We start from the raw sequence: 24827 nt of genomic DNA, 5'->3' as shown, positions 1-24827 counted from the left end.
AGATGATCTGATCGTAGCTTTAAGCATTAGTTCCCTGATTTAGGAAACAAAGCCATTTTAAGGTTAAAACTATCTAACTGATGCGGTGTGCCAGTCTTGGTGCCTGCTCTTTCAATACCGAAGACAAAGTATCCGAGCTTTTGAGCAATTTTTGTTGAGAATGTTTTACATACCTTTGGGTGCTACTTAAGTCCTTATGATTCATTAAACGCTGCACAGTAAGAACATCAACACCATTCTCGATTAAATTTGTCGCGAAGCTATGACGGGCAACATGAAAACAAACCTCATGCTGATTCTTGATCCCTGCCCTCTCCTTGATACGCGTAAAGGCATTACGCGGTTGTGATATGTGGCTCCTCTCCTTTCGACCAAAGAACACGTATGGATTGCCTTTCTGCCTCATGTTTAACAGCTCCCGGAATAGATCAACCATGAAGGGCGTCAGTGGTACAGTCATACTTGTGCCATTCTTGGTGCTTTCTACAAACATGGTTTTATCGATCAGGCTGATATCTTTCCATTTTCTGGTGCGCAGCTCAGAATCCCTACACCCGGTAAGAAACAGAAGCGCTATGAAATTTCCAGTCACACGACAATAGTAATCTCGTGATGTACGTATCACTGCTGCTGTTTCTTCCATGGTTAAGTAGCGAGTCCTCATGTTATCTGGATTGATAAGCGAAACCTTATCGCCGATATAGGGTATGTCTAAAAGGCGGTATGCTTCCTTTAGGATAGTTTTCATCAAGGCAATGGTGCGGTCTACAGTGGCTGCTGCGTACTTCTTACCGGGGCGATACTCTGTTGCTAATAGCTTTGCTTGAACTTGGTGTAAATGAACACCTGTTATCTTATCGATAGGCTTCGTATGTAGGTGTTTCCAGTGCTCAAACCTAGCGATATCATCACGCCACGTTTTCTTACCTTTGCTTTTCTTAGAAACAATAAAGGTATCGTGAAAGAAGTCGTACAAGGTCGGTACTTGAGTTTCGACTTGCTTATCTCTTTCAAGTTTAGGGTCGATACCATCGGCGATTTGTACCTTTAACTTACGTGCTTTGTTGCGAACCGTGGGTAAGTCGATATCAGGCCATTGACCGAGTGCAATGCTGGATTTTTTCTTTGAGATTGGCGATATAAACCTTAGTAGGAAGCGCTTCTTACCAGATTTACCAATAAGCAATTTTAAGCCTTGAACTTCGGTATCGGAGACTTCATTGTTGGTGGATTTAGACCGTCTATCGTGGGGTGGAATGTTGTTAAGTTTAGTTGGGGTAAATTTGAATAGTTTACTCATGTGAATACCTCAGTGGTTAACCAAGGTCTTCATATATGCTTTCAAGTTATGCAGGATCGGGAGACTTTAGTTTTAGTTTGAGGTTGTGACTCGTTTTTGCCCCTTTGCGTTTCAGCAAGATTTCAGCCGATAAATTATGTCCCTGATTTATCGGCACTACCTGCACGAAAGAAAGTTAAGGTACGGTGGTAGCTTTCTCCCACAAACGTGCATCACGAGCCGAACTACAGCTACTCTCTCATTTGCATAACTATGTCGATGATTCGATCACAAATAACCGCTAGTATACGTTTATTTGGTTGATTATTGAGTGAGGTGCAGGTGCAACAGCAAGATTTAGAAGAAAAAGTTATTTCAGCAACAAAGGATTTTGCTGCCTCGATTAACTTATCAGGAAAACTGTTGGCTGATATGTCACCCCTTATCGAGATCACATCAACAGTTCCTTTAGCTAATTTAGATTATTGGGAAAGGCTTGTTCGTGAAGAGTTTTCTAAAGCACTAAAAAACACGGCTCAGCCGAAATGGAAAATATGGGCAAAACCCTCTCAACAACTGACCTGGCTAGACTTGATTAGCTGGGATGGTTACAGGAGAGAGAAAACTCTTCGGGCTATTTCGGGAGCGGCCCCCAATGCTTTTTTTCTTTCATTGGCTATCCGTAGGCTAAATGACTGGGTTCCTCAAGTTAGAGAAGCTGCAAGAGATAAGCTTCCATTAATAGCGAAAGAAACCGCTCCTGAACACGTTGTAAACTCACTATGTTTTACTTTAGCTAATTGGCATTCATGGGGGCGAATTGAAGAAGTCGATAAAAAGGTACTTCTAGAAATTATTTCCAGACAAGAGGTTTCAGAGGTATTCAGAGCAAAGTTGATATCTTCTTCATCTGGACCAATGCCATCCTTGTTCTCTCAACTAGGGCGCACTTCCATTTTAGATGAATTCTTAGATGAGATCGCTGAACTCTCCACCCAACCCGTAGTTAGGGCAAAGGCTTATCGTAGTCAATTAGAAGGCCGTATGGCTTGGGTTGATGGACGAAAATGGGTATGGACAGATATCCGATATTGCGAAGGAAAATATCAAGCAATCGTATCTGAAAGGAAATTGAGTGTTTCAACGTCACCTTTAGCTTTGATCAAAAAATCAGCCAAGGATCGCTCTCCAATAGTTAGGCGGGTAGCCGCAGAGTTTCTCATAAGGAACCTTGATGAATTTGGTACTCAAGCTAAGAGCTTTGCCGAGTATTTTGCATCTGATAAATCAGGCTCTGTATCAGAAAGAGGAAGATTCGCTTTAAAGCAGTTAGAAAAAACTAGTTAGGACAACATGTTTATTATTTGTACACATCTGCTGAGCGCATATTCACTTTTGATACCGATTAAACTGTTTTAACGATGAAAGGAATTGTCCAATTTCGTGCACGAGCGGCATCGCCTGAAGTTGTGCCGTTCTGCTGTTTGGGGGATGGAAAACTCTCTGAAGGGTAGATTTTGCCCTAAGCCCCAAACTCATTCCTGTCCAGAAACGTGCTAGACCACCTGAAGGCACACTGTGAAGGCATCACCATCTGGTACATTTTAAGTTAAGTAGCTCTCCGACTAACATGGGAACTCCTCGGCTATCTTTTCTCGGCATACGACAGTAGCGTGACAGTACCTTTTCGGTTTTGCTGTCTTGAACATCTAACCATCAAGCTTTGAAGATATTCCAAATTGGAAACGCAGTAACGCTTTTCGGTTTACTGCTTTAACCGCAGTGACCAGTAAAGCTTAGGTTCAGGTTTTGTTGCTCTATGTTTAAGTTGGACAGGAAGTTGTCAGTAGAAGAAAAATAAAAGAAATTAAGAAGGGTTATTTTGAAGTGTGATAGAGGTTGTATTTTCACATATTCTGAATATAGAAAAGCCCCGATAAAAATCGAGGCTTTTCATAAAAATTCTTTATAAATCAGTAACTTAGGAATTTTTGAATCCGTCGTGTATACCAATTTCACCATACCGGCATTATCTTGGGGCATTACCCTTTCGATGTTTGGCATTATACGTATGCGAACTGATGTGGCAAGTATAAAAACTTGAATTCATGTGTGTTTGCCGATAATTTCGCCACTAAGTCATAAGCTGTGCGTCATGTCTCTTTTCAGGCTAAGCCTTAAACTATATTCTGACGCCTCAATTTTTAAAGAAGTAATAACACATGACATCAACAAACACTCTGCCACCAGCAGGAGTCATGCGCCGATTTGGTGCCTTGTTCTATGACGCTCTGATCGTAATCGCTATTGAAATGTTGGCGGCTGGCGTCATTGTCGCTCTACTGCACGCGCTCATGGCTCTCGGCATATTTAACCACAGCGGTTATGCCGATGTTAGTGACTTCTTAACCAACCATCCGATTTGGAGCCCTGCATACACCTTTTACTTAGTGGCCGTTTGGGTCTATTTCTTTGTATTTTTCTGGACTAGAGCTGGTCAAACTCTCGGTATGAGAGCTTGGAAACTGCGCGTTCAAAACAAAGATGGCTCAGCTATCACAGTAACTCAGGCGCTAATTCGCTTAGGTACTTCAGGTTTTGGATTGGCAAACCTATGTGTGCCATTCGATCCTCAAAAACGTGGCTTTCACGATATCTGGGCAAAGACCGAAGTCGTTGTGTTACCACAAGCAAGATAGCGTGATTTAAGTTAGCTCCAATCAAGATCAAAAAAGGAAGGCGTTATGCCTTCCTTTTTTCTATTTACAGTTTTCGCCTCAAGAGCATGATGGCAATTCCAAGGAACACCACGCTCGGGGCGATTGCGCCAAAGGCGGGCGGTATCTGATAAACCAAACTCACAGGGCCAAAAAACTCACTGGATATATAGAAGGTAAAGCCAGCAATAACACCTGACAGTATTCTCGCCCCCATGGTCACACTACGCAAAGGACCAAAGATAAACGACAGTGCCATCAGCATCATAACCGCGATCGAAATTGGCTGAGTTATCTTCCTCCACAATGCCAGTTCATAACGTGATGCATCTTGCTCCGACGCTTTAAGGTAGGAAACATAATCATACAAACCACTTAAAGAGAGCTCTTCTGGCTTAACCGTTACAATCGCAAGCTTATCTGGAGCAAGTGATGTCTTCCATGAGTATGTCGGTAGACTTTCTTTGGTAATTTGAAGTTCGTTTTCAAAAGACGTTATCTCGACATCCTTCATCGTCCACACGTTATCTCCAACGTAATCAACTTCGTCAGAGTAAATAGCGGTCTTAAGTGCCTTCTTTTCATCAAAGCGCCACATGTTCATTCCATATAGCTTCTGATCATCGATTTTGACAATGAAGATGAAGTCATTCGCATCACGAGCCCAAACACCACTTTGCGTCGAGATAATATTACCACCAGCAATGGAAATAGTTCTTAAATCACGAGCCATTTTCTGCGCTTGCGGTGCGCCCCACTGACCAAGTAGTGTCACCACGATCATCAGTGGAATAGCGGTTTTAAGTACCGATAGGCCGATATCTAACTTAGAGAAACCAGCGGCCTGCATAACTACCAGCTCAGAACTCGCAGCAAGCATACCAAGCCCAATCAATGCGCCAAGCAATGCAGCCATTGGAAAGAACATTTCGATATCACGAGGGATACTCAGTAAAACAAAGTACAGCGCTTGTAATAGATCGTATGTACCACGGCCAACTTTTCTCAGCTGTTCTACATACTTGATGATCCCAGAGAGACCAACAAACGTCACCAATACCAGTGACGTCGTTGCGATGATGGTTCTGCCTATATATAAATCGAGAATCTTAAACACGGCTTAAGCCAACCTCTTATTCTTGAATTTTTCTTTCAAACGCCTTACTGGCACGCTATCCATAAAGTTTGCACCAATCGCGACAAATAACAACAACGCATTGATTGGCCACATGCCGATTACCGCAGGAATGCTTCCCTCTTCAATTGAAGATTTAGTTGCACTGATTGCTAAGAAATAGGTGAGATAAATCAGTATTGCTGGGCCGATTTTCGCAAAACGACCTTGGCGAGGGTTTACCGCAGACAGCGGCACGACAAGCATGGTCAACAATGGAATACAAAGTACCAAAGAAATACGCCATTGCAATTCAGCTTTCGCGCTATTATTCGGGTTACCGATAAGGTCAAGTGTCGGGATAGCTTCCCAGTCTCGACCTTTCTTCTCAACTTCACGTTGACCGATCAGGCCTTCGTATTCTTCAAAGTGTGTCACCATATAATCAAGGCGTGTAGGCACACCTTCATGACGAGTGCCATCGTACATCACGATAACTTGGCGACCATCGCTGAGTTCTTTTACATCTCCCGACTTCGAGAACATCACACTTGGCAGTACTGAGTCACGTGGGCGCATTTGAGCAACGAACACATTTTCTAATTTATTGCCGTCAATATCATCGATAAACACCACAGAAGAACCATCCGGCGTGCCTTCAAACTTACCTTTTGGTAGCAAATCAACGCTGTTCTCTGCGGCTACTTCTTCATACATTTGTTCAACTTTGTCTTGTGACCAAGGAGACAACCAAAATGAGTTAAAAGCGGCAACCGTTGCGGTAATTAAAGCTAAGTAAAGTGCAGATTGAATCAGGAATTTATTACCAATACCGGTGGCGTTCATCACCACAATTTCACTTTCGGCGTAAAGGCGGCCAAAAGTCAGCAAAATACCAATATAGATACTGAGAGGAAGCATCAATAAGCCCATCGCTGGCATATTTAAGCCAACAATCGACAATATAAGACTCGCGGGGATATCACCATCAGAGGCGTCCGCTAAAACACTGATGAATTTTTGGCTGAGAAACACGAGAAAGAGAACAAAAAAGATCGCAAATTGGCTCTTGATTGTCTCGCGGATCAAATATCTAACAATAATCACGCTCAAATTACCTATACAAAACTTGTTTTTTTGATTGAATCACTATAATTTCCCGTTGAACCTTTTATTTTTTTAAATTTTTAGCTAAGTGTTAGCGTTCTTCTTTAAGGTTAGTTCCATTATAGGATCCAACAAGTAAGAACCCATTATCTAACATTTAGTTCGATTTGTCTTCAGGATGTAGGAGTACGCATGGAGTTCAGTGTAAAAAGTGGCAGCCCAGAGAAACAGCGCAGCGCATGTATCGTTGTCGGTGTATTCGAACCGCGCCGCCTTTCTCCAGTAGCCGAGCAATTAGATAAGATTAGCGATGGCTACATTAGTTCACTGCTTCGTCGCGGTGATCTAGAGGGTAAACCTGGCCAGATGCTACTACTGCATCAAGTACCTGGTGTACTTTCAGAACGTGTTCTACTGGTAGGCTGTGGTAAAGAACGTGAGCTAGGCGAGCGTCAATACAAAGAAATTATCCAAAAAACCATCAGCACACTAAACGAAACAGGTTCTATGGAAGCAGTATGTTTCCTTACAGAACTTCACGTTAAAGGTCGCGACACTTATTGGAAAGTTCGCCAAGCAGTAGAAGCGACTAAAGATGGTCTTTACACATTCGACCAATTCAAGAGCAACAAACCAGAGACTCGTCGCCCACTACGTAAATTGGTATTCAACGTACCAACACGCCGCGAATTGAGCCTGGGTGAGAAAGCTATTTCTCACGGCCTTGCTATTGCTTCAGGTGTAAAAGCGTCTAAAGATTTAGGCAACATGCCACCAAACATCGCAAACCCTGCTTATCTTGCATCTCAAGCTCGTCGTTTAGCTGACGATTACGAGACAGTGAAGACTAAGATCATTGGCGAAGAAGAGATGGAAAAACTGGGTATGACATCATACCTAGCAGTAGGCCGTGGCTCTAAAAATGAATCTATGATGTCTATCATGGAATACAAAGGCGCTCCGGATCCAGATGCGAAGCCGATTGTATTAGTCGGTAAAGGTCTGACTTTCGATTCAGGCGGCATCTCGCTTAAGCCTGGTGAAGGTATGGATGAGATGAAGTACGACATGTGTGGTGCGGCGTCAGTATTCGGTACAATGAAAGCATTGGCTAAACTGAACTTACCTATTAACGTGGTTGGTATCCTAGCAGGTTGTGAAAACATGCCAGGCAGCAATGCTTACCGTCCAGGTGATATCCTAACGACAATGTCAGGCCAAACGGTTGAAGTACTAAACACTGATGCTGAAGGTCGCTTGGTTCTATGTGATGCTCTAACTTACGTTGAGCGTTTTGAACCAGATTGTGTTGTCGATGTTGCTACGCTAACTGGCGCATGTGTTATCGCTCTAGGTCACCACATCAGTGGCGTTCTATCGAACCACAACCCGCTTTCTCACGAACTTGTTAATGCTTCTGAGCAAGCAAGTGACCGAGCATGGCGTCTACCTATGGCAGACGAGTACCATGAGCAGCTAAACAGCCCGTTCGCTGATATGGCGAACATCGGCGGCCGTCCTGGCGGCACAATTACTGCTGGTTGCTTCCTGTCTAAATTCACTAAGAAGTACCACTGGGCACACATCGATAGTGCTGGTACAGCTTGGAAGTCAGGCGCAGCGAAAGGCTCGACAGGTCGTCCTGTCTCAATGCTAGTCCAATTCTTATTGAACCGCAGCGGCCAAGAGACTGAAGAGCAATCTTCAAAATAATAAAAAGGGCCTACGGGCCCTTTTTTAATAAGCGCTATTTGTTAGATCCTGTTAACCGAGTAACATTGATATCCACGATTTTCAGTTCGAGTATTAAGTATGCAGACTGCTACATTTTACATTGTGCCTTCAGACAGTCCGCAAGCCAGCGAAGATGGTTTTGCTCACTATGTGCTGTTTCTTGCTCAGCACTTTGCGAAACAAGGCGCTAAGCTTTATCTCAACTGTAATGACAAAGAACATGCCGAGCGTATTGCTGAAGTTTTGTGGCAAGTCGAACCCAGTGAGTTTATTGCGCACAACTTGGTTGGCGAAGGCCCAAAGTATTCAACCAACATCGAAATTGGCTATCAAGGCGTAAAACATAATTGGAATCGTCAGCTAGTAATTAATCTGGCCGATAATCATACAACCTTTGCGAACGCCTTTGCTCAGGTGATAGACTTCGTCCCTTGCGAAGAAAAAGCTAAGCAACTCGCTCGAGAAAGGTATAAAATTTACCGTCAGGCTGGATATCAGCTACAGACGATCGAGATTCAACATCCATAGTCAAACCTCATAGTTAAAGCTATCTTTGGATTTAGATTCAAGAAGCTTCACTTATGAAGTTTGACCACGATTAACCATTCACAGTATCCGTTTAAGAGCACTATGGAAAAGACATACAACCCAACATCAATCGAACAAGCTCTGTATCAGACTTGGGAAGAGAAAGGCTACTTTAAGCCACACGGTGACACATCAAAAGAAGCTTACAGCATCATGATCCCGCCACCGAACGTCACTGGCAGCCTACACATGGGTCACGCGTTCCAAGATACGATCATGGATACGCTTATCCGTGCTCAACGTATGAAAGGCAAAAACACGCTTTGGCAAGTGGGTACTGACCACGCTGGTATCGCAACTCAAATGGTTGTTGAGCGTAAGATTGCTGCTGAAGAAGGTAAAACAAAACACGACTACGGTCGTGAAGCTTTCATCGACAAGATCTGGGAATGGAAAGGCGAATCAGGTGGCACGATCACTAAACAGCTTCGTCGTCTTGGAGCATCTGTAGATTGGGATCGTGAACGATTCACTATGGATGACGGCCTATCGGCTGCGACTCAAGAAGTGTTTGTTCGTCTATACGAAGAAGACCTAATCTACCGTGGTAAGCGTCTAGTAAACTGGGATCCTAAACTGCACACTGCAATTTCAGATCTTGAAGTTGAAAACAAAGACAAAAAAGGTTTCATGTGGCACTTCCGCTACCCGCTAACGAACGGTGTTAAAACGGCTGATGGTAAAGACTACATCGTTGTTGCGACTACTCGTCCAGAAACCATGCTTGGTGATACTGGCGTAGCGGTTAACCCAGAAGATCCTCGTTACAAAGATCTTATCGGCAAAGAAATCCTACTTCCTGTTGTTAACCGTCTTATCCCTATCGTAGGCGATGAGCACGCAGACATGGAAAAAGGCACGGGTTGTGTGAAGATCACTCCAGCTCATGACTTTAACGATTACGAAGTGGGTAAGCGCAACAACCTACCGATGATCAACATCCTAACGTTCAACGCTGATATCCGTGATGCTGCTGAAGTCTTCACAACCAACGGCGAAGAAAGCGATGTTTACTCAACAGATATCCCTGCTAAGTACCAAGGCATGGAGCGTTTTGCTGCACGTAAAGCTATCGTTGCTGAATTCGATGAACTTGGTCTACTTGAAGAGATCAAAGATCACGACCTAACTGTCCCTTACGGCGACCGTGGTGGTGTGGTTATCGAACCAATGCTGACTGACCAGTGGTACGTGCGCACAGCACCTCTTGCTGCACCTGCAGTCAAAGCCGTTGAAGATGGCGAAATCCAATTCGTACCTAAGCAGTACGAAAACATGTACTTCGCGTGGATGCGTGACGTACAAGATTGGTGTATCTCTCGTCAACTGTGGTGGGGCCACCGTATCCCAGCATGGTACGACAACGATGGTAAAGTTTACGTAGGTCGCACTGAAGAAGAAGTTCGTGAAAAGAACAACCTTTCACCGGTGATTGTTCTTAAGCAAGACAACGATGTACTTGATACATGGTTCTCTTCTGCACTTTGGACGTTCGGCACGCAAGGCTGGCCTGAAGATACTGAAGCAATGAAAACATTCCACCCATCAGAAGTACTAGTATCTGGTTTTGATATTATCTTCTTCTGGGTTGCTCGTATGATCATGATGACCATGCACTTCGTGAAAGACGAAGATGGCAAGGCTCAAGTACCTTTCAAAACGGTTTACATGACAGGTCTTATCCGTGATGAAAACGGCGACAAGATGTCTAAGTCGAAAGGTAACGTACTTGACCCAATCGACATGATTGACGGCATCGGCCTTGAAGAGCTAGTAGAAAAGCGTTGTGGCAACATGATGCAACCTAAACTGGCTGCTAAGATCGAAAAAGCAACACGTAAAACTTTCGAAAACGGTATCGAACCATACGGTACTGACGCACTGCGTTTCACTCTTGCTGCTATGGCTTCAACTGGCCGTGACATCAACTGGGACATGAAGCGCCTTGAAGGTTACCGTAACTTCTGTAACAAGCTATGGAACGCGAGCCGTTACGTACTGATGAACACAGAAGAGCACGATTGTGGCATGTCACTGTCTGTTGAAGACCGTGCAAACATGGAATTCTCTCTAGCGGATAAGTGGATTGAATCTCAGTTTGAAGTTGCAGCGAAAGAGTTTAATGCTCACCTAGACAACTACCGTCTAGACATGGCAGCAAACACGCTTTACGAATTCATCTGGAACCAATTCTGTGACTGGTACTTAGAACTAACTAAACCGGTTCTTTGGAAAGGCACTGAAGCTCAACAACAAGCGACTCGTTACACGCTTATCACGGTTCTAGAGAAGACTCTGCGTCTTGCTCACCCAGTTCTTCCTTACATCACTGAATCTATCTGGCAGAGCGTTAAGCCTCTAGTAGACGGCGTTGAAGGCGAGACAATCATGACTCAAGCGCTTCCTCAGTTTAACGAAGATAACTTCAATGTTGAGATCGTAGAAGACATCGAATGGGTTAAGACTTTCATCACAGCTATCCGTAACCTACGTGCGGAATACGACATTGCACCGAGCCAAGGCTTAGAAGTAATGATCAAAGTAGCTGATGAGAAAGATGCAGCTCGTATCGAAGCGAACAAGATCGTTCTTAACTCTCTAGCTAAACTAGACGACATTAAAGTTCTAGCTGATGGTGAAGAGACTCCTGCTTGTGCAACTAAACTGGTTGGTAAGTCTGAGCTAATGATCCCAATGGCGGGTCTTATCGACAAAGATGCTGAGCTTGCTCGTCTAGATAAAGAAGTAGCTAAAACTCACGGCGAGATTAAGCGTATCGAAGGTAAGCTAGGTAACGAGGGTTTCGTTGCTAAAGCGCCAGAAGCGGTTATCGCGAAAGAGCGTGAAAAGCTTGAAGGCTACCAAGAGACTCTTGTGAAGCTTGAAGAGCAAAAAGCAACAATTGCTGCTCTTTAAAACTGAATGAACGAGGAGGTTTCGAACCTCTCGCTCTAGATAAAAAGGTTGGCCTTCATGGTCAGCCTTTTTTTATGCACCAAGTTCCAATCCAATCAGCCTCACTCCAGTTTATTGATAGCTTTTGCCTATCAAAACAATCTTAACTGCCCATTGGATTTAGTGATAATAATTCTCAATAATAGCTCTATCGAAACAACACAACGACCGAGTAATTATCATGAAAAAGACACTAACCTTTGCTGCATTACATTTTACTATCGCATTTAGTGTCGCTTATGTACTCACAGGCGACATCTTAATTGGTAGCTTAATCGCCATGATTGAGCCCTCTGTGAATACTGTTGCCTTCTATTTTCATGAAAAGGCGTGGGCTCAAGTACCAGCGCTTAAAGCTCGTCAATGGATGACCAAATTAAAAACAGCAAGCTTTGCTAGCATCCACTTTAGTGTTGCCTTTACTGTTGTCTACTTGTTGACTGGCGATGCCTTCATCGGCGGTGTGATGGCTTTGCTAGAGCCAGCTTTAAATACAGTTGCTTACTACTTCCATGAGAAAGTGTGGTTACGAAAAGCTGACAACCAAATGGCACAACAACAATTCTGTTTGCACCAACATGCTTAGTCACCATATATTGGGTCACATATTAGTGACCCTTTCATAGGTAGAGCATGGAACAAATTGCTGAGTTCACCCTTAGAGCCATTACACCGCAAGACAACCCAAGCATCGCACAAGTCATTCGCCAAGTTTCGGCTGAACATGGACTGACCGAAGATAAAGGCTATGGCGTGGCCGATCCAACACTCGATGATATGTATTCTGTCTATAGCCAAGCGAATGCAATGTACTGGGTTATCGAACACAACGGTAAGATCGTCGGAGGCGGTGGCTTTGCCCCTCTAGCAGGCAAACCCAATGTGTGTGAGCTACAAAAGATGTACTTCTTACCGCAAACTCGAGGGCATGGCCTAGCCAAGCGAATTGTCGCTTTGAGCTTAAAGCAAGCCAAACAACTTGGGTATCATCACATGTATTTAGAAACGACGGAATGCTTAGGTGCTGCGGTCAAACTCTATGAGAAACTTGGGTTTGAGCACCTTGACTCAGCTTGGGGAGAGACAGGCCACGACGCTTGTGAGGTTGTCATGGCCAAATCGTTATAAGCAGAATGTGCCGCTATAGCGAAAGAAGATAGTGCTAAAATATACGGAGTTAGCGTAAAAAGTTACTGACGCAAGAAGTTGGGTTCAAGGCAACAAAAGAACTCTCTTCTTGCCCATCAAGTACCACTTCTAATTGATATAGATGCTTAGGGTTGGGCTTCTCAAGGTTAAATACCATGGGAGCTTCCACCTGAAACACAACGCCGGTATGCTCTGCGCGCACATCTATCGGCATTACGAGTGTCATGCCATTAAACTTGATGGATGCCGATATTAACCCCGGCTTTAGCGTTTGATAGATAACATCTACTTTGAACTCACAGCCACCGCCATGGTGCCAGATCTGCTCTGTGACAACTTGCTCTAGTTTGACGTTTCGAACGAACTGCAGGTATGGCGCTTGCCAAATCCCGATGCGCGAATCAGATTTAACGACAACCTGTGAAGATACAGAATCATCCATATCCTCTTCAAGCAGCAGGCTCTCTTCTTCTTCAAGGAAAAGGATCTCAAAACGGTTTCGGCCAGACTGCATATAAGGGCGGATGTCTTTGCGATATTCAGCTTGGCTACCATCGCAATCAAACACGGCAACGCCATTCAGTCGCACTTCTGCAAAGTAATCGACACCCGCTACGACCAACTCAACGAATGGACACGCCAACATAGCGTCATCCACTTCAATGTCATGCATCAGGTGCCACTCTTGCTCTGCAATTTCATTTTCACTCAAGCTACCAGGGAGCTTTGAGCTTAACGGAGCCGGAAAAGTGATGTCATCTTGTGGGATAGAGAGATCCGTCAGTGGCGAAATTTGCCAAAGACCATCGAGAAGCAACCGCATATCATTCCTTGAGCTAGATCAATTTTGACCGCATTATAATGAATGAATGCATATAAAGACATTTATTTTTCTGAGGGTAAAAAAATGCCAGCTCGAGGCTGGCATTTTTTAAAATTAGGAAAGAATTACTCTTCGCCTTCATCATCTTCGTCCGGGTAGATAGCATCTTCACCTTCGTAGTAAGTGCCCCAACCGTCGTAGATAATGTCGAACTTCTCTGCAAGGTTCACAAGCTTCTCAACTTGCTCATCGATCGCTTCTGCATTCAGAGTACATTGCATCGTTGCATCACAACAAAGTAGCTTATTGCCATCTTCGTCTTCAGTCTCTTCAGCTTCAAGCACTTCAAAGCCCATTTTGAATGCTTCAACAACCGCTTTCTCAAGCACATCGAAATCTTCAGCAAATAGGTGATGCTCGATATCGTATAGAGCTTCAGGATCGCTACCATCTTCAATTAATGCTGTAATGATCTCGCGAGTCTCTTCCTTTTGAAATTCAATTAATTCCGCTACTGATAGATATTCATCTTCGTGAGACATGTGTCTGCTCCAGAGTGTTGACTATGAAAAGATCAAATTTGATTGCCACGAAATATGGCACGGATCGTCCAGAAAAGCCACCCAGATCAGGCCTAGAAAGGTAAGTTTATCGCGAGATCGCAGAGCCAATATCAATTCAAAAGTGAAATCAAAATCACAGAAACAAATTTCCAACATTTTATTAACCGCCACGTATTTTAGCATTTCGTTTTTGTGGCCACTTTAGGGCTTATTGAATAAAACTTGCGTGATTAGTCACATTGGCTGCATACACCCAACCGCTTTTAGGGTGCATAAATCCTCAGCTTGTTATCAAAAAGTGCATAATAGTGAATAAAAAATCACGATTAATAAGCAAAATTCAATTCTAACAAGCCATGAATTGAGCATAGATCCTCAAAAACGTTGTTCCGTGCGATAGCCAGTAAATTGGAATTTAATCTGCGTAAAGTTTAAAATGGCAGATTTTATGACCAATAATTAGCCAAATACCTTGCATTAACTCAATCTGTAAAACTTGCATATTACGGACAAGCTTGTCATAAATAGACGCTGGATTAATAGTAAGGATGCAAAATGAGTAAGCTGTACGTTGGCTCCGAAGTCGGTCAATTGAGACGAGTTCTCCTAAATAGACCTGAAAGAGCACTCACCCACCTCACCCCTTCAAACTGTCATGATCTTTTATTTGATGATGTACTTGCCGTTGAAGCAGCTGGTGAAGAACATGATGCCTTTGCAGAAACGCTGCGCAGTCAAGACGTAGAAGTGCTACTGCTGCACGACCTGCTAGTAGAGACGCTTGCCGTACCTCAGGCTCGTGAGTGGTTGCTGAATACTCAAATCTCAGATTTCCGTTATGGGCCTACTTTTGCCCGTGACTTAAGAAACTACCTTGCTCAAATGGATAATGAGCATCTAGCAACGATCTTACTCGGTGGCTTGGCTTATTCTGAGCTTCCTATCAAATCATCATCGATGCTGCCTAAAATGCATCGACCACTCGATTTCGTTATCGAGCCACTGCCGAACCACCTATTTACGCGAGATACCTCATGCTGGGTTTACGGCGGTGTGTCGCTAAACCCAATGATGAAACCGGCTCGTCAACGCGAAACAAACCACTTACGTGCTATCTATCGCTGGCACCCAGTGTTTGCCGGTCAAGACTTCATTAAGTACTTTGGTGATGAAGATCTGCACTACGACAACGCTAATATTGAAGGCGGTGACGTATTGGTTATTGGTAAAGGTGCGGTACTGGTTGGCATCTCTGAGCGTACGAAACCACAAGGTGTCGAAAACCTAGCGGCTAGTCTATTCAGATCAGGCCAAGCAACCGAAGTGATTGCTATCGATTTACCAAAACACCGCTCTTGTATGCACCTTGATACGGTGATGACACACATGGATATCGACACTTTCTCTGTCTACCCAGAGATTGTTCGCAAAGATCTAGACACTTGGCGCCTAACACCTAAAGAAAATGGCGAAATGCGTGTCGAAAAAGCTGAAAACTACCTCTCAGCGATTGAAGGCGCACTAGGCCTTGATCAACTGAAGATCATCACTACCGGCGGTGACAACTACGAAGCTGAGCGTGAACAGTGGAATGACGCTAACAACGTGCTGACGGTGAAGCCAGGTACAGTGATCGGTTATGAGCGTAATGTTTACACCAATGAGAAATACGACAAGGCGGGTATCGAAGTTCTAACGATTCCTGGCAACGAGCTAGGCCGTGGTCGTGGCGGCGCACGCTGTATGAGCTGCCCTATCGAAAGAGATGGTATCTAAGTCAAAGAGCTCAGTTAAACGGACTCAATAACTTATCTAGGCCAGTATTCATTTACTGGCCTTTTTTATTAAATAAATAAAATAAATATTCACAAATATAGCATTTTTATGTTTAACTGAGTTCTTCATTGATTCTATATTCGCAAGGAGCGAGAGATGGCCTTTAATCTTCGCAATCGTAACTTTCTAAAACTTCTCGACTTTACTCCTAAAGAGATTCAGTTTTTACTCGATCTGTCTGCTGATCTAAAAAAAGCTAAGTATGCAGGAACAGAGCAGAAAAAGCTTAACGGTAAAAACATCGCTTTGATCTTTGAAAAAGCATCAACTCGAACTCGATGTGCTTTTGAAGTAGCCGCCTTTGATCAAGGTGCTCAAGTCTCTTACCTTGGCCCTTCTGGTTCTCAGATTGGTCAAAAAGAATCAATGAAAGATACGGCTCGTGTATTGGGACGTATGTACGATGGCATCGAATATCGTGGTTTTGGCCAGAGTATTGTTGAAGACCTAGGCGCTTATGCGGGCGTGCCTGTTTGGAATGGCTTAACCGATGAGTTCCACCCTACTCAGATTTTGGCTGATTTCCTCACTATGCTTGAGCATGGCCGCGGAAAACATCTGCACCAAATAAGCTTTGCTTATCTAGGCGATGCACGCAATAACATGGGTAACTCTCTGTTAGTCGGTGCGGCGAAGATGGGCATGGATATTCGCCTTGTCGCTCCAAAAGCTTTTTGGCCGGAAGAGCAGCTCGTTGAAGAGTGCCAAGCTATCGCGCAAAGTACAGGTGCCAAAATCACGCTGACAGAAGACGTTGCTGAAGGCGTAAAAGGCTGTGATTTCCTTTACACCGATGTTTGGGTTTCGATGGGCGAGGCGCCAGAAGCTTGGGACGAACGTGTTGCTGTTATGACGCCTTACCAAGTGAATATGGATGTTATTAAGCTGACGGGGAACCCTCAAGTGAAATTCATGCACTGCTTACCTGCTTTCCACAACAATGAAACCGTAATCGGCCAGCAAGTAGCAGACAAGTATGGAATGAACGGTTTAGAAGTCACTGACGAAGTCTTTGAATCGGATTACTCAATTGTGTTTGATGAAGCAGAGAATCGCATGCACACCATCAAAGCGGTAATGGTTGCGACTCTGGGCCAATAGCGAATACTGAAAGTAAACAAAAGCTTGATGTAATCGCTTGCGCTCACAAATTGAAAGCGTATAATTCTCAGCAATTTGTCTGAGAGTAGTGAAAATGACGCCAACCAATATTGTGATAACACATAATAATATTGTGGAAACACCAAATATTGCTCGTAAGCTAAGATGCTTACCAGGCCGTCTATTCTGCTTTTCAGCACTTTTTTAAAGCCTCCCATTATGGGGGGCTTTTTTATGGCCAATACATTATTGTGGGGAAGAAGATCATGGCGAATTCGCTCTATCAAAAGCACATCATCTCAATTCCAGAGCTTTCTCGTGAAGAGCTAGAATTAATTGTTCAAACGGCAGGTCAGCTAAAGGCTGAACCAAACCCAGAACTCATCAAGAACAAAGTGGTTGCCAGTTGCTTCTTCGAACCTTCTACGCGAACTCGTCTCTCTTTTGAAACTGCGATTCAACGCATCGGTGGTGATGTGATTGGTTTCGACAGTGGTGGTAACACTTCTTTGGCAAAGAAAGGCGAAACGTTAGCGGACTCGGTACAGGTTATCTCTTCATACGTTGATGCTTACGTGATGCGTCACCCTCAAGAAGGCGCAGCGCGTCTGGCTTCTGAGTTCTCAAACGGTGTACCTGTTATTAACGCAGGTGACGGCGCAAACCAACACCCAACACAAACGTTATTAGACCTATTCTCTATCGCTGAGACACAAGGTCGCCTCGACAACCTAAACGTTGCATTCGTTGGTGACCTTAAGTACGGCCGTACGGTTCACTCGTTGACGCAAGCACTAGCGAAGTTCGACAACATCTGTTTCTACTTCGTGGCTCCAGAAGCTCTAGCGATGCCAGACTACATTTGCGAAGAGCTTGATGAAGCGGGAATCAAGTACCAATTATTGACGGACATGGAAGATGTCATTCCTGAGCTTGATGTTTTGTACATGACTCGAGTTCAAAAGGAGCGCTTCGATGAGTCAGAATACGCACATATCAAGTCAGCATACATCCTAACGGCTGCTCTGTTAGAAAATGCACGTGATAATCTGAAGGTGCTACACCCTCTTCCGCGTGTTGATGAAATTACTGTCGATGTCGATAAAACACCTTACGCTTACTACTTCCAGCAAGCAGAGAATGGTGTTTACGCTCGTGAAGCATTGCTAGCCCTTGTTCTTAACGAAACGCTGTAGAGGAAAGATATCATGTCTAAAGAGACTCAATTAAAAGTTGAAGCAATCAGAAACGGTACTGTTATCGACCACATCCCAGCTAACATCGGGATCAAGGTGCTAAAACTGTTCGACATGCACAACTCTCACCAGCGCGTGACCATTGGCCTAAATCTGCCGTCTTCTGCACTAGGCGGGAAAGACCTACTCAAGATTGAGAATGTGTTTATCACCGAAGAACAGGCGAGCAAGCTGGCTCTTTACGCACCTCATGCAACAGTGAACCAAATCGAAGATTACGAAGTAGTTAAGAAGCTCCCCCTAGAACTTCCTGAGCAAATCAACGACGTTTTCGAGTGTCCAAATACCAACTGTATTACTCACAATGAACCGGTTGAAAGCAGCTTTAAGATCTTTGAAAAGAAAGAAGATATTCGATTAAAGTGTAAGTATTGCGAAAAAGTATTCTCTCGCGAGATCGTGACAGAAAGATAACGCCATACGGCAACACTGACCGAATGTAAAAACTATCAAATACCTCGCCTATGCGGGGTATTTTGCTCTTTACCTATCCAAAATTTGAAGGCACACTGAAAATTGATTTTTATCTAATAACTGATGGAATAAACCAATGACTAAAGTACTTCACACAGAATCTGCTCCAGCTGCAATCGGCCCATACGTACAAGGCGTTGACCTTGGCAACATGGTACTGACTTCTGGTCAAATCCCAGTAAACCCAGCAACTGGTGAAGTATCTGCTGATATCGCAGAGCAAGCTCGCCAATCTCTAGACAACGTTAAAGCGGTTGTAGAAGCTTCAGGCCTAACTGTAAAAGACATCGTAAAGCTAACAGTATTCGTCAAAGACCTAAACGACTTCGGCACAGTAAACGAAGTTTACGGTAAGTTCTTCGATGAGCACGGCGTTGCAAACTACCCTGCACGCTCATGTGTTGAAGTAGCTCGTCTGCCAAAAGATGTAGGTATCGAGATCGAAGCTATTGCAGTTCGCAAATAGTCTTTAGTACCTAAATCTATAGTAAGCGTCTGAGCATAAAGCTGAGTGTTTATCAGATACAAAAAAGGTTGCTCATTTGGCAACCTTTTTTATTATTCAGCGTTTTGCTCAATTACTTCTTGTTGAGCTCAACCACTTCTTTATCAAGCTCTTCCAACTTAGCGGCCATCTGCTCACGAGCTAGGTTAGCCAGTTCACGAACATTAGACTTGTCGTAGCCTTCAGTGCTGATTGGTGGCAACATTTCAACAATCACGTGACCATTGTTCCAACGGTTTAGCTTCACGCCACCTGTTGAGCTGCACACAATAGGGATGATTGGTAAGCCAGCACCAATCGCAGCATGGAATGCACCTGTTTTGAATGGCAGCAGACCACGACCACGAGAACGAGTGCCCTCAGGGAACATCCAAACTGAAACATCACTCTCTTTTAGACTAGTCACGACCTGATCAATCGTACCTACCGCTTTACTGCGGTTAGCACGGTCAATGAGGATGTTACCCGTCAACCAGTAAAGCTGACCAAATAGAGGCATCCATACTAGACTTTTCTTACCAACCGTCACCACTTTAGGCGTTACCGCTGATGAAATCGTGAATAGATCCCAGCTATTTTGGTGGTTCGCCACATAAACATGTTGGCCGCGAGAGTAGGCATCCTCTGGAATACGAAGCTCTAGCTTCATGCCGAAGATCTTCGACATGCGACCGAAATAACGGCCAAAGGTAAATACGTGTTTCGGGTTACGTGGACTTAATAAACAGTAGCCACAACCAAATACAAACATAAGAATCGCAAATATCGCCACTGCGAAAATACGTAATATTGCTATCATTTTGTTCCTCACCGACCGCCAAGTTAATTCATCTATTCATGCAAAAATGAGCAATAGATTTACTTGCGGCAAATACAACTATAAAAAAGCCGAAACCAAGGTTCCGACTTTTATGTTTTCATCTTACTAATTCATGAACCCACTAACCTAGGTTAGTTCGACTCACTAAATCGTGTAATGTTTGCGCCTAAGGCTGACAGTTTATCTTCAATCTTATCGTAGCCACGATCGATGTGATAAATACGGTCAACGATAGTTTCGCCTTGAGCTATACAGCCAGCGATAACAAGGCTCGCAGATGCGCGAAGGTCCGTTGCCATTACTTGAGCGCCGCTCAGTTTTTCCGTTTCACCACAGATAGCCGTGTTGCCTTCGATTTCCGCTTTTGCACCCATTCGCTGTAACTCAGGAATGTGCATAAAGCGGTTTTCAAAGATAGTCTCAGTGATAACACCACTGCCCTTCGCCATCATGTTAAGCAGAGTAAACTGTGCTTGCATGTCGGTCGGGAAACCAGGGTGAGGTGCTGTTACGATTTTCACCGCTTTCAGTTCACGACCCGTCATATCAAGGCTGATCCAGTCTTCTCCCGTTTCAACCTTCGCACCCGCTTCTTCAAGCTTCGCTAAGGCAGCTTCAAGAAGATGAGCGTTGGTGTTGCGACAAACCACTTTACCGCCAGAAACAGCAGCAGCAACCAAGAAAGTACCTGTTTCAATACGGTCAGCAACTACAGAGTGTTGACCACCACCAAGACGTTCAACGCCTTCGATAGTAATCGTATCTGTACCTGCGCCAGAGATCTTAGCACCTAGTTTGTTTAGGAAGTCAGCCGTATCAACAATCTCAGGCTCACGCGCTGAGTTATCGAGTACTGTTGTTCCTTCCGCTAGCGTTGCTGCACACATGATAGTAATGGTGGCACCCACACTTACTTTATCCATCACGATGTGCGCGCCTTTCAGACGGCCATCAACACTTGCTTTCACATAACCATCTTCCAACTTAATGGTCGCACCTAGTTGCTCTAGGCCATGGATATGCAAATCAACAGGTCGAGCGCCAATTGCACAACCGCCTGGAAGTGACACTTGACCTTCACCAAAACGAGCCACTAGAGGACCTAAAGCCCAGATAGAAGCACGCATTGTTTTCACTAAATCGTAAGGCGCACAAAATTCATTAATTTCGCTGCCATCAACATGAACACTACCGTTACGTGATACTTTTGCGCCTAAACGCTTAAGCAATTCCATCGTAGTATCGATGTCACGTAGGTGAGGAACATTACTCACTTCCACTGGCTCTTCAGCAAGAATTGAAGCAAATAAGATTGGTAGCGCTGCATTTTTTGCGCCTGAGATCGTCACTTCACCGCTTAGCGGCTTATCCGATCCAATAACTCGAAACTTTTCCATCATAAACCTTAAAGTGACATCAGTTTCTTATCACGTTCCCACTCTTCCGGCGTGAAAGCCTTAATAGAAAGAGCATGGATATCATTGCGTTGAATGTATTCCATTAGTGGGCCGTAGATTAGTTGCTGCTTCTTAACTCGATTCATGCCGTCAAAACATGGATCAACCGCAACAACTTCGTAATGACTGCCTTCACCTTTCACGAAAATTTCCTGAAGGTTCAGTGCTTCTGCTAATAATTCTTGTACTTTTGTGCTGTCCACAAATAGCTCCTGCCTAATTTTTTATGTGTTCTGCCATCATTGGCTGGATATTGCTCAATTGGAACAACGTTCTCAATTGTTCTGGCACGAAACTGAGCATTATATGACAGTTTTGATTTTTTGCATGCTCTAATAAGTGAATTAGCATCACCATTCCTGCTGAATCGACTCGATTTATATGGCTAAGGTCAATTTCAACGCTCGATTCCGTTGTTTGCCACTTTTCCAATATACGCCAGATTGCAGGGACACTGTCTCGGTCAATATCACCGAGCAGCTGATATTCTTTAGAGCTTAGTGCTTGCCATTGAGAATGGCTCATTATTTGTTACTCTCAAAACGAATCGGTTGTGCGGCTAATTTCTCTAGTTCGTCAGCAACTTGTAAGATGCCTTCTTGACGAATCTTAGTATTCCACTCCGATTGCTTGCTCGACAACAGGCTAATACCTTCGGCAACCATATCAAATGCTTTCCACTCGCCAGACTTTTTGTCTTTGCGAAGCTTAAATTCAAGCTTGATGTTTGGTCGCGGCGTATCGATGATATCGACCTTGATACTGGTAATACGGCTATCCGCTTTGATTTTTGGTTCTGGACCAAATTCAATCGTCTGATCTGTGTATTGAGTCAGCACTTGGGCATAAGAAGAAACCAGGTATTTACGGAAGGAATCGATAAACACGCCCACGTCTTTTCTATCCGCGCCTTTCAAGTTCGGTCCAAGTAACTTAAGTGCTGCATATTGTGCGTTCACATAAGGCATCAACTCTTCTTCCACAATGACCTTCAATAATTCTGGGTCTTGGTGGATGTTGTCTTGTTCACTCTTCAAACGATCAAATGCAACTTCTGCTACTTGAGTCATCATCTGGTACGGCTGAGTACGATCAATCGCTTCTGCAGCAAAAGCTTGAGCCGACATCAGAAAAGCGACGACTGTCAGAAACCATATCTTCAAAAAGTTATTAGTCTTCAATAATTTATTCGTCTTTAACATGTGCCTACTCCTTAGCTTCGCTATCATCAGAGCCACCAACGCTATACAGCACTTGTCCAATCAAATCTTCTAATACTAATGCCGATTTGGTGTCTTCGATAGAATCACCATCAACCAACATTTCTTCATCGTCAAAAATGAAGCCCGGAACCAAGCTGATGTACTGCTCACCGATTAATCCAGACGTTAAGATTTGCGCACTAGAGGTATCTGGAAATTGTGAGTACTTCCCATCAATAGACAATTCAACGACAGGAAGGTAGCTCTCGGTATCAAGCTCAATGCTTTTAACTCGACCAACAACGACGCCACCCACCTTCACTGGAGAACGAACTTTTAGGCTACCAATGTTGTCAAAGGTCGCTTTTAGATTGTAAGTATGGTTCGAACCAATGCCTTTTACGTCAGCGACTTGAAAGATCATGATTAAGATTGCGCAAATTCCGGCAATAACAAAGGTGCCGACCCATAATTCTAATTTTCGAGTTTGTTGCATGATTAATTCCCAAACATCAATGCGGTAAGAACAAAATCTAGCCCTAGTACCGCCAGAGAAGAGTGCACTACAGTGCGTGTGGTTGCCTGACTAATACCTTCTGAAGTCGGTACTGCATCATAACCATTAAAAAGTGCGATCCAAGTGACTGTGATAGCGAAGACCATGCATTTGATCATGCTGTTACCAATATCTCGGCCAAGCTCAACTGAAGACTGCATGGCAGACCAGAAGCTACCGTGGTCAATCCCTTTCCAATCAACACCAACTAACTGAGCCCCCCAAATCCCGACCGCCATGAAGATCATAGCGAGCAGTGGCATTGAGATAAGACCAGCCCAAAGACGTGGCGCAATAATGCGTTTAATAGGATCTACAGCCATCATTTCTAGGCTAGAGATCTGTTCCGTTGCTTTCATCAAGCCGATTTCAGCCGTTAACGCTGAACCTGCGCGGCCTGCAAATAGTAGCGCTGTCACCACTGGGCCCAACTCACGTAACAATGAAAGCGCGACCATTTGACCAAGGTTACCCTCAGCTCCGTAGTCGATTAACACCACATAACCTTGCAGGCTAAGCACCATGCCAATAAACAGACCCGAAACTAAGATGATAGCCAATGACTGAACGCCAACGCTATAAAGTTGTTTAACTAATAAAGGGAAATTTTTTAGTCTCGGAATGCCAAATAAAGCCCCAAATAACATTAGGCTTGCTCGACCAAATGACTCACAGACCGCAAGTGTGCGCTTACCGACACCCACAATAGTTTTAACAATCATATTAAAACAAATCCTTTTCTAGGCTCTTTGCTGGGAATCTAAATGGCACAGGGCCATCTGCTTCACCTTGCAAAAATTGTTGCACTCGAGGATCACTGTTGTTGTACAGGTCGTCAGGTGAACCAGATGCAATAACTTTTCCATCAGCCATTAAGTAAACCCAATCAGCAATACTCATTACCTCAGGCACATCGTGAGAAACGATAATAGAGGTTAAATCCAAAGCTTGATTAAGATTACGAATCAGCTCGACCAATACACCCATAGTAATTGGGTCTTGGCCAACAAACGGTTCATCGTACATGATAAGCTCTGGATCCAATGCGATCGCACGAGCCAACGCCGCTCGTCTCGCCATACCACCGGACAACTCACTTGGCATTAATTGCGCCGCACCTCGTAAGCCTACCGCTTCAAGCTTAAGTAATACGATGGTACGAATGAATTTTTCATTAAGTTCAGTGTGCTCTCGCAGCGGAAACGCCACATTATCAAACACATTGAGATCCGTAAAAAGCGCACCAGATTGGAATAACATGCTCATTTTCTTACGTGCTTGATATAGCTTTCGACGTGATAGTGCAGGGATATTGTCGCCATCAAACCAAACTTCGCCTTCATCTGGCGGTAATTGTCCACCAATCAAACGCAGCAAGGTTGTTTTACCAATCCCAGACGGCCCCATGATTGCGGTTATTTTGCCTTGAGGTACCTCTAAACTAATGTCATCAAAAATAACCCGCTCACCGCGTGAGAAGCTGAGGTTCTTAACTTTCACAAGCTCAGTGTTCAACATATTTTTGTTGTTTCCTTGTGATCTGCTCCAGTCAGACTGGACACTTAGCTAAGCGACATTTCGCTTTTCAAAG

Annotated in this window: 25 protein-coding genes; 12 read left to right on the top strand and 13 right to left on the bottom strand. The window is 44.0% G+C overall.

Annotation, left to right across the window (positions count from 1 at the left end; translation table 11 throughout):
- Nucleotides 1–73 precede the first annotated feature (73 nt).
- Nucleotides 74–1300, bottom strand: coding sequence for a tyrosine-type recombinase/integrase (locus ACED45_RS20865; protein ID WP_371714916.1), 1227 nt, complete (start codon nucleotides 1298–1300; stop codon nucleotides 74–76).
- A 321-nt stretch (nucleotides 1301–1621) separates the two neighbouring features.
- Here ACED45_RS20865 and ACED45_RS20860 point away from each other — a divergent pair, with 321 nt between their 5' ends.
- Both ACED45_RS20860 and ACED45_RS20855 read left to right on the top strand, forming a co-directional pair.
- Nucleotides 1622–2626 (top strand): hypothetical protein, encoded by a 1005-nt coding sequence (locus ACED45_RS20860; RefSeq protein WP_371714915.1) that lies wholly within the window; start codon nucleotides 1622–1624, stop codon nucleotides 2624–2626.
- An 875-nt stretch (nucleotides 2627–3501) separates the two neighbouring features.
- Nucleotides 3502–3978: an RDD family protein gene (locus tag ACED45_RS20855; RefSeq protein WP_048659251.1), complete on the top strand. Its 477-nt coding sequence runs from the start codon at nucleotides 3502–3504 to the stop codon at nucleotides 3976–3978.
- Nucleotides 3979–4042: 64 nt separating this feature from the next.
- Here the strand turns inward: ACED45_RS20855 and lptG are convergent, their stop codons facing one another.
- Nucleotides 4043–5113, bottom strand: a complete 1071-nt coding sequence (gene lptG, locus ACED45_RS20850) for an LPS export ABC transporter permease LptG (RefSeq protein WP_108083457.1) — start codon at nucleotides 5111–5113, stop codon at nucleotides 4043–4045.
- A gap of 3 nt (nucleotides 5114–5116) precedes the next feature.
- Nucleotides 5117–6217 carry an LPS export ABC transporter permease LptF gene (gene lptF / locus ACED45_RS20845; protein ID WP_048659253.1) on the bottom strand — a complete coding sequence of 367 codons (1101 nt, stop codon included), beginning with the start codon at nucleotides 6215–6217 and terminating at the stop codon, nucleotides 5117–5119.
- 192 nt (nucleotides 6218–6409) lie between these two features.
- Between lptF and pepA the strand changes: the two genes are divergently transcribed.
- The 5 genes from pepA (at nucleotide 6410) to ACED45_RS20820 (ending at nucleotide 12622) form a co-directional block, all read left to right on the top strand.
- Entirely contained in the window at nucleotides 6410–7930 is a 1521-nt protein-coding gene (gene pepA, locus ACED45_RS20840; protein ID WP_017058936.1) for a leucyl aminopeptidase, read from the top strand.
- 99 nt (nucleotides 7931–8029) lie between these two features.
- Nucleotides 8030–8479, top strand: a complete 450-nt coding sequence (locus tag ACED45_RS20835) for a DNA polymerase III subunit chi (protein WP_048659254.1) — start codon at nucleotides 8030–8032, stop codon at nucleotides 8477–8479.
- A 102-nt stretch (nucleotides 8480–8581) separates the two neighbouring features.
- The gene (locus ACED45_RS20830) at nucleotides 8582–11455 is read left to right on the top strand and encodes a valine--tRNA ligase (protein WP_371714914.1); all 2874 of its coding nucleotides are present in this window, start codon (nucleotides 8582–8584) and stop codon (nucleotides 11453–11455) included.
- A 220-nt stretch (nucleotides 11456–11675) separates the two neighbouring features.
- Nucleotides 11676–12080, top strand: coding sequence for a DUF2061 domain-containing protein (locus tag ACED45_RS20825; RefSeq protein WP_108020923.1), 405 nt, complete (start codon nucleotides 11676–11678; stop codon nucleotides 12078–12080).
- Between the two features lie 47 nt (nucleotides 12081–12127).
- Nucleotides 12128–12622: a GNAT family N-acetyltransferase gene (locus ACED45_RS20820; RefSeq protein WP_371714913.1), complete on the top strand. Its 495-nt coding sequence runs from the start codon at nucleotides 12128–12130 to the stop codon at nucleotides 12620–12622.
- 49 nt (nucleotides 12623–12671) lie between these two features.
- Here the strand turns inward: ACED45_RS20820 and ACED45_RS20815 are convergent, their stop codons facing one another.
- Entirely contained in the window at nucleotides 12672–13466 is a 795-nt protein-coding gene (locus ACED45_RS20815; protein WP_102431399.1) for a glycosyl hydrolase 2 galactose-binding domain-containing protein, read from the bottom strand.
- A gap of 125 nt (nucleotides 13467–13591) precedes the next feature.
- A complete protein-coding gene (gene rraB / locus ACED45_RS20810) occupies nucleotides 13592–14008 on the bottom strand; it encodes a ribonuclease E inhibitor RraB (protein ID WP_371714912.1) in 417 nt (138 codons plus the stop codon).
- 576 nt (nucleotides 14009–14584) lie between these two features.
- Here rraB and arcA point away from each other — a divergent pair.
- The 5 genes from arcA to ACED45_RS20785 all read left to right on the top strand — a co-directional run bounded on the left by arcA (nucleotide 14585) and on the right by ACED45_RS20785 (nucleotide 19162).
- Nucleotides 14585–15805, top strand: a complete 1221-nt coding sequence (gene arcA / locus ACED45_RS20805; RefSeq protein ID WP_086715543.1) for an arginine deiminase — start codon at nucleotides 14585–14587, stop codon at nucleotides 15803–15805.
- A gap of 156 nt (nucleotides 15806–15961) precedes the next feature.
- Nucleotides 15962–16966 carry an ornithine carbamoyltransferase gene (locus tag ACED45_RS20800; protein ID WP_019821479.1) on the top strand — a complete coding sequence of 335 codons (1005 nt, stop codon included), beginning with the start codon at nucleotides 15962–15964 and terminating at the stop codon, nucleotides 16964–16966.
- Nucleotides 16967–17232: 266 nt separating this feature from the next.
- On the top strand, nucleotides 17233–18162 hold the full coding sequence (gene pyrB / locus ACED45_RS20795) for an aspartate carbamoyltransferase (RefSeq protein ID WP_004738679.1): 930 nt from the start codon (nucleotides 17233–17235) through the stop codon (nucleotides 18160–18162).
- Between the two features lie 12 nt (nucleotides 18163–18174).
- The gene (gene pyrI, locus ACED45_RS20790; protein ID WP_017058927.1) at nucleotides 18175–18636 is read left to right on the top strand and encodes an aspartate carbamoyltransferase regulatory subunit; all 462 of its coding nucleotides are present in this window, start codon (nucleotides 18175–18177) and stop codon (nucleotides 18634–18636) included.
- Nucleotides 18637–18772: 136 nt separating this feature from the next.
- A complete protein-coding gene (locus ACED45_RS20785) occupies nucleotides 18773–19162 on the top strand; it encodes a RidA family protein (protein WP_004738682.1) in 390 nt (129 codons plus the stop codon).
- A gap of 112 nt (nucleotides 19163–19274) precedes the next feature.
- On the opposite strand, the gene ACED45_RS20780 is transcribed toward ACED45_RS20785, so the two are convergent.
- From ACED45_RS20780 to mlaF, 8 genes are all read right to left on the bottom strand, one after another.
- Nucleotides 19275–20000 (bottom strand): 1-acylglycerol-3-phosphate O-acyltransferase, encoded by a 726-nt coding sequence (locus ACED45_RS20780; RefSeq protein WP_017058926.1) that lies wholly within the window; start codon nucleotides 19998–20000, stop codon nucleotides 19275–19277.
- 152 nt (nucleotides 20001–20152) lie between these two features.
- On the bottom strand, nucleotides 20153–21418 hold the full coding sequence (gene murA / locus ACED45_RS20775; RefSeq protein ID WP_017058925.1) for a UDP-N-acetylglucosamine 1-carboxyvinyltransferase: 1266 nt from the start codon (nucleotides 21416–21418) through the stop codon (nucleotides 20153–20155).
- Between the two features lie 8 nt (nucleotides 21419–21426).
- The gene (gene ibaG, locus ACED45_RS20770; RefSeq protein WP_017058924.1) at nucleotides 21427–21681 is read right to left on the bottom strand and encodes a BolA family iron metabolism protein IbaG; all 255 of its coding nucleotides are present in this window, start codon (nucleotides 21679–21681) and stop codon (nucleotides 21427–21429) included.
- A 13-nt stretch (nucleotides 21682–21694) separates the two neighbouring features.
- Complete coding sequence (locus tag ACED45_RS20765; protein ID WP_004735315.1) at nucleotides 21695–22003, bottom strand: STAS domain-containing protein; 309 nt, start codon at nucleotides 22001–22003, stop codon at nucleotides 21695–21697.
- Nucleotides 22003–22680, bottom strand: coding sequence for an MlaC/ttg2D family ABC transporter substrate-binding protein (locus tag ACED45_RS20760; RefSeq protein ID WP_210446771.1), 678 nt, complete (start codon nucleotides 22678–22680; stop codon nucleotides 22003–22005). The genes ACED45_RS20765 and ACED45_RS20760 overlap by 1 nt, the downstream gene beginning before the upstream one ends.
- 4 nt (nucleotides 22681–22684) lie before the next feature.
- Nucleotides 22685–23176 (bottom strand): outer membrane lipid asymmetry maintenance protein MlaD, encoded by a 492-nt coding sequence (gene mlaD / locus ACED45_RS20755; RefSeq protein WP_019821466.1) that lies wholly within the window; start codon nucleotides 23174–23176, stop codon nucleotides 22685–22687.
- A gap of 2 nt (nucleotides 23177–23178) precedes the next feature.
- Nucleotides 23179–23958 carry a lipid asymmetry maintenance ABC transporter permease subunit MlaE gene (gene mlaE, locus ACED45_RS20750; protein ID WP_146489816.1) on the bottom strand — a complete coding sequence of 260 codons (780 nt, stop codon included), beginning with the start codon at nucleotides 23956–23958 and terminating at the stop codon, nucleotides 23179–23181.
- A 1-nt stretch (nucleotide 23959) separates the two neighbouring features.
- Nucleotides 23960–24754, bottom strand: coding sequence for a phospholipid ABC transporter ATP-binding protein MlaF (gene mlaF, locus ACED45_RS20745; protein WP_371714911.1), 795 nt, complete (start codon nucleotides 24752–24754; stop codon nucleotides 23960–23962).
- Nucleotides 24755–24827 lie beyond the last annotated feature (73 nt).

Origin of the sequence: Vibrio crassostreae, from assembly GCF_041439375.1 — a bacterium.
Lineage (GTDB): Bacteria > Pseudomonadota > Gammaproteobacteria > Enterobacterales > Vibrionaceae > Vibrio > Vibrio crassostreae_D.
This window is presented reverse-complemented; position numbering and strand designations above follow the sequence as displayed.